Origin of the sequence: Streptomyces sp. McG3, from assembly GCF_018619185.1 — a bacterium.
Classification (GTDB): domain Bacteria; phylum Actinomycetota; class Actinomycetes; order Streptomycetales; family Streptomycetaceae; genus Streptomyces.
On record NZ_JAAXYC010000466.1, the window covers coordinates 1 to 4,338 of the forward strand.

At 75.2% G+C, this 4,338-nt stretch carries 4 protein-coding genes; all 4 read right to left on the bottom strand.

From position 1 onward, the window contains the following. Nucleotides 1-911, bottom strand: a 911-nt coding sequence (locus HET64_RS36965; RefSeq protein WP_215111613.1) for an MFS transporter, incomplete at its 3' end; no start/stop codon positions are given. A 10-nt stretch (nt 912-921) separates the two neighbouring features. Next, on the bottom strand, nt 922-2,145 hold the full coding sequence (locus HET64_RS36970) for an ATP-grasp domain-containing protein (protein ID WP_215111614.1): 1,224 nt from the start codon (nt 2,143-2,145) through the stop codon (nt 922-924). Beyond that, the gene (locus HET64_RS36975) at nt 2,142-3,272 is read right to left on the bottom strand and encodes a pyridoxal-phosphate dependent enzyme (RefSeq protein WP_215111615.1); all 1,131 of its coding nucleotides are present in this window, start codon (nt 3,270-3,272) and stop codon (nt 2,142-2,144) included. Before HET64_RS36975 ends, HET64_RS36970 begins: the two co-directional genes overlap by 4 nt. Beyond that, entirely contained in the window at nt 3,269-4,009 is a 741-nt protein-coding gene (locus tag HET64_RS36980) for a class I SAM-dependent methyltransferase (RefSeq protein WP_215111616.1), read from the bottom strand. Before HET64_RS36980 ends, HET64_RS36975 begins: the two co-directional genes overlap by 4 nt. Nucleotides 4,010-4,338 lie beyond the last annotated feature (329 nt).

A 4,338-nucleotide genomic window follows, 5' to 3' on the forward strand; every position in this document is an offset into this window, starting at 1 on the left:
CCCGCGTGCCCCCCGGCCCCGATCGCCGCCATGCCCGCCGCCATCGCGCCGAACCCCCACCGCAGGGCGGCCGGGTAGCCCAGTGCGGCGACCCGTTCCGCCAGCAACGGCTGGGCGACGACGAGGAGGGCCGCGTACCCCGTCAGGACGGCCCCGTAGAAGGCCGCCGACGTCCGGGGGACCGCGTACAGCGCCAGATAGTGCTGGAAGAACATGAACGCGTACACGCTCAGCACGGTCACCAGGAACGGGGAGGGCCCGGGGTGCGAGGCGCCGGACTCCGGGGCCCCACCGGCGGCGGGCGCTGCGGCGGACCCGCCGGAGGGCCGGTCCGCCGCGCCCGCCGGCAGCAGCGCGTGCCCGGCCCCCACGAGCGCGAACAGCACGGTGACGCAGGAGAACAGCACCCCGGGGGAGCCCATGACGAGCGGCGCGGCGGCCGGAGGGCCCAGCGCCATCCCCGCGTTGAACGCCGAACCGCTCGCCGACAGCAGCCGGGGGCGCTGCGCCTCGGACGCCCCCTCCACCAGATACGCCTTGTTCGCCGGGAGGTACAGCGCCGCGCCCGCCGACACCAGCAGCAGCGCCCCGACCGCCAGGACCGGACTCGTCAGCCCGGGGACGAACGCGGCGAACCCCGCCGTACGCAGCCCCAGCGCCAGCAGCATCGTGGGCCGCAGCCCGATCCGCCCGGTCACCGGCCCCGCCACCACGCCGCCGGCGAACTGGATCAGCGAGGCGACGGCCAGCACGATGCCGACCGTGCCGAGGCCGAGGCCGAGCCGCTGGTGCAGCAGCACCGACATGTAGGGCAGCACGGCGAAGCTGCCCAGCGTGATCAGGAACGAGCCCCCCAGCAGGAACTGCTGCGGACCGGTGAGCGGCGGGCGGTCCGTCCGGCCGAGGCTCACCTTCCCGGGCTCACGGCGCCCCGGCGACGACCGGGCGGACCCGGACGGCCGCGCTCCACGCCCGGTGCTGGGCCAGCTCCGCCGTCCGCGCCTCGGCCAGCACCATGCCCGTACAGCCCCGCTGGTCGCCGACGTGGAGCACGCTCTCGCCGGGCTCGCGGACCGGGAACCACTCCACCGCCCCGGGGAACGCCGCGAGTTCGTCGAGACCGTGCCAGCCCTTCAGCACCCCGGGCCGCTCCGCGTACACCAGGACGAAGCCGTACGCGGGCCCTCCCGCGTCGAGCGGGGCGTCCAGCAGCGCCGGCCGAGCGCCGAGCGCCTCGTCCATCATGGCCGTGTAGACATTGGTCCGCAGCGTCCGGCACAGCACCTCGCCGACCAGCGCGCCGCCGATCCTGCGGTTGATCTCCACCAGCTCGGGTCCGTCGGCCGTCAGGACGAACTCCACATGGGCGAAGCCGCGGGTGTGACCCGCCGCCCCGAGGACCTGGCCCACCCACGCCTCGATCCCGGCCCGCTCGCCCCGGGCCAGCGCCACCGGGAACGCCGCCGCCTCCTCCCGTACCACCGCCGCCCGGGACGTCTGGCGGCTCAGCACCCCGAGCAGCCGGGTGGTTCCGTCCCAGCTGAGCGTCTCCGCGCTGTACAGCGGACCGGCGAGGAACGCCTCGGCGAACAGCTCGCCGGCCAGACGCTGCCGCGCCGCCTCCGCCAGCGCCCGGTGCAGGGCCTCCTCGTCGTGCACGATCCACACAGAGCGCGAGGAGGTGCCCGCCGAGTCCTTCAGGACCGCGGGCAGCCCCACCGCCCGCAGCACCTCCCCGGCGCCCTCGGGACCCGGCGGGACGCATACGGCCGCGCTCCGGCTCAGCCCGCGCGCGTGCAGCGCGTCCCGGACCCGGCGCTTGTCCCGCAGCAGCCGTACGGCCCCGGGATCCGCGCCCGGGAGCCCCAGTTCGGCGGCCAGCTCGGCGGCCGGCACGCTCCAGGTGTCCGTCGTGTTGATCAGCCCGGCCAGGCCGGGCACGGCGGCCAGGGCCCGACGGGTGGCCTCCGGATCCATCGTGTCGACGTCCACGACGTCCAGCGCGTCCGGCGGCAGGACCGCCAGCTCGTGCCGGTAGACGGAACGGTCGCCGGTCAGCAGGCACAGCCGGTGCCCCGCCCCGGCGGCGGCCTCCGCCATCCTGCCCAGGCCGAAGGACAGGGACTCCAGTGCGGCGATCGTCATGGCAGCAGCTCCACGGTCGGTACGGGGGAGGGGGCGTCGCCCTCGACGGTCCTGGCGGCCTCCGGCGCGGCGCGCCCGGCCCACTCCATCACCGACCACGGCGGCCGCAGATCGGCCGGCGACGCGATGGTCCTGGGCCGCAGCCCGGCCGGGTCCAGGGCCTCGGCATGCCGGGCGAACACCCGCTCCGCGTACCGGTGTCCGGTGTCGGCGCCCAGCACCAGATGCAGCCGCCCGGGATCACGGTCCGCCTCCCAGGACGCCGCCAGGTGGGCCGCCCCGGTGGACAGTCCCGCGAACACCGCGTGCTCCCGCAGCAGTCCGACCGCCCCCGCCATCGCATGGCGGAAGTCCAGCCAGTGGACGGTGTCGTACAGCTCGTGGCGGACGTTCCCGAACGGTATCGAGCTGCCGATGCCCGCGATGATCGCCTCGGGGTCCTCGAACCGCTCGCTCCCGAACGTCACGCTGCCGAACGGCTGGATGCCCACCAGCCGCACCGACCGCCCCGACTCCCGCAGCGCGCGGGCCAGTCCACCGGTCGACGCACCCGTGCCCACCGCGCCCACCACGGTCAGCGGCCCCTCGGGCAGCGCCCCGGCGAGCAGCTCCGCGAACTCCCGGTAACCCTCGTGGTGGACCTGGTCGTGGTACTGCCGCATCCAGTGGAAGTCCGGCCGCTCCGCCAGCAGCCGGCGCACATGGCGCACCCGCAGCTCCTGGTCCAGGCGCAGGCTCTGTGAGGGCGGCATCGCGTCGACCGTCGCGCCGAGGATCTCCAACTGCGCCCGCATGGTGGCGTCCACGGTGGTGGAGGCGACGATGTGGCAGCGCAGCCCGTAGCGGTGGCAGGCCATGGCGAGCGCCAGCGCGTAGATCCCGCTGGAGCTGTCGACCAGGGTCTGCCCGGGGACCACCCGGCCCCGGCGCAGCAGCGAACGGACCGCGCCGAGTGCCGCGTACACCTTCATCGTCTCGAAGCGGGCGAGGACGATGTCGCCGGTCAGCCGGATCAGGTCCGGGGTCTTCACCGCGTCGGTGATGTGCTCGTGGACCGTCGCGACGGCCGGGCGCGCGGAAGCGTCCGGCCCCGCGGCGCGCGGACGGGCGTCCGCCCCGGCCCTCACTTGCGCCGCCCGCGCACGATCAGCCGGTCCGAGCGCTGGTCGTAGCCGGACGCGTCGAACCCGCCGAAGCACTCCACGTCGGTGAAGCCCGCGCTCTCGAAGAGGGCGTGCAGCTCGGCCGCCGAGTAGAGCCAGGAGGTGATGGACGCCGTCCGCGCGGTCGTGCCGCGCACCAGCGTCCAGTCCGTGCGCAGCCGCCGCCAGCTGTCGAGGACGGTGTCGCGCTGGACCACGTAGGCGCCGTCGGGCAGGTCGACCGCCTTCGGCCGCCCGATCCAGCCCGCCAGCACCTCCTTGCCCATCACGTCGACCAGGAGCCGGCCGCCCGGGGCGAGGCTCTCGTGGGCGTTGCGCAGGACCCGGAGGTTGTCCTCGGCCTCGTCGAAGTAGCCGAACGACGTGAAGACGTTCAGCACCACGTCGAAGGCGCCCGGCTGCCGGTACGTGAGCATGTCGGCGCGCTCCAGCCGGACCTCGGCGCCCGCCGTGTCGCAGGCGGCCCGGGCGCTCTCCAGCATGGAGGGCGACAGATCGACCCCCGTCACCTCGTACCCGCGCTCCGCCAGCGGCACCACGAAGAGACCCGGCCCGCAGCACAGGTCCAGGACTCTCGTGCCCGGTGGGAAGTCCAGCAGGGGAGAGGACGCGACCAGGGCGGCGGCGGACTCGGCCCGCGCCGCCGGGAACATCGTCGGGGCGAAATCGGACCAGAGCGCGTCGTCCTCGTACCAGTGCATGCCTCGCGGCCTCCTCCCGGGCCCGGGGCCCCGTGGGTCTCCTGCTGCTGTCGCCCCGGCAGCCGTGTCACGTCACCGGCCGCCGCTTCCGTCACCGGACGGGCCTCCCGCACCCGGCGTCTCTCCAGTAGTCGGCTGCCCCGCCGGAGAAGTTCCCGCACGATCACCGTCCGGCGCGCCGGACACCACCCGCCCCGCGCCGCCCGCCACCGAGCGGGCCTCACCGGCGGCCCCCGGGCGGTGTGCAGGCGACGTAACCGTCGTTGTTCGCCCGGTGTCATCCCCGGGTAACGGGCCCTTCCTAGATTCGGGGGTGACCGCAGCCCGCC

Coding starts and splice junctions, on each gene's coding strand:
- HET64_RS36970 (WP_215111614.1), bottom strand. CDS start 2,145: ATGACGATCGCCGCACTGGAGTCCCTGTCCTTCGGCCTGGGCAGGATG.
- HET64_RS36980 (WP_215111616.1), bottom strand. CDS start 4,009: ATGCACTGGTACGAGGACGACGCGCTCTGGTCCGATTTCGCCCCGACG.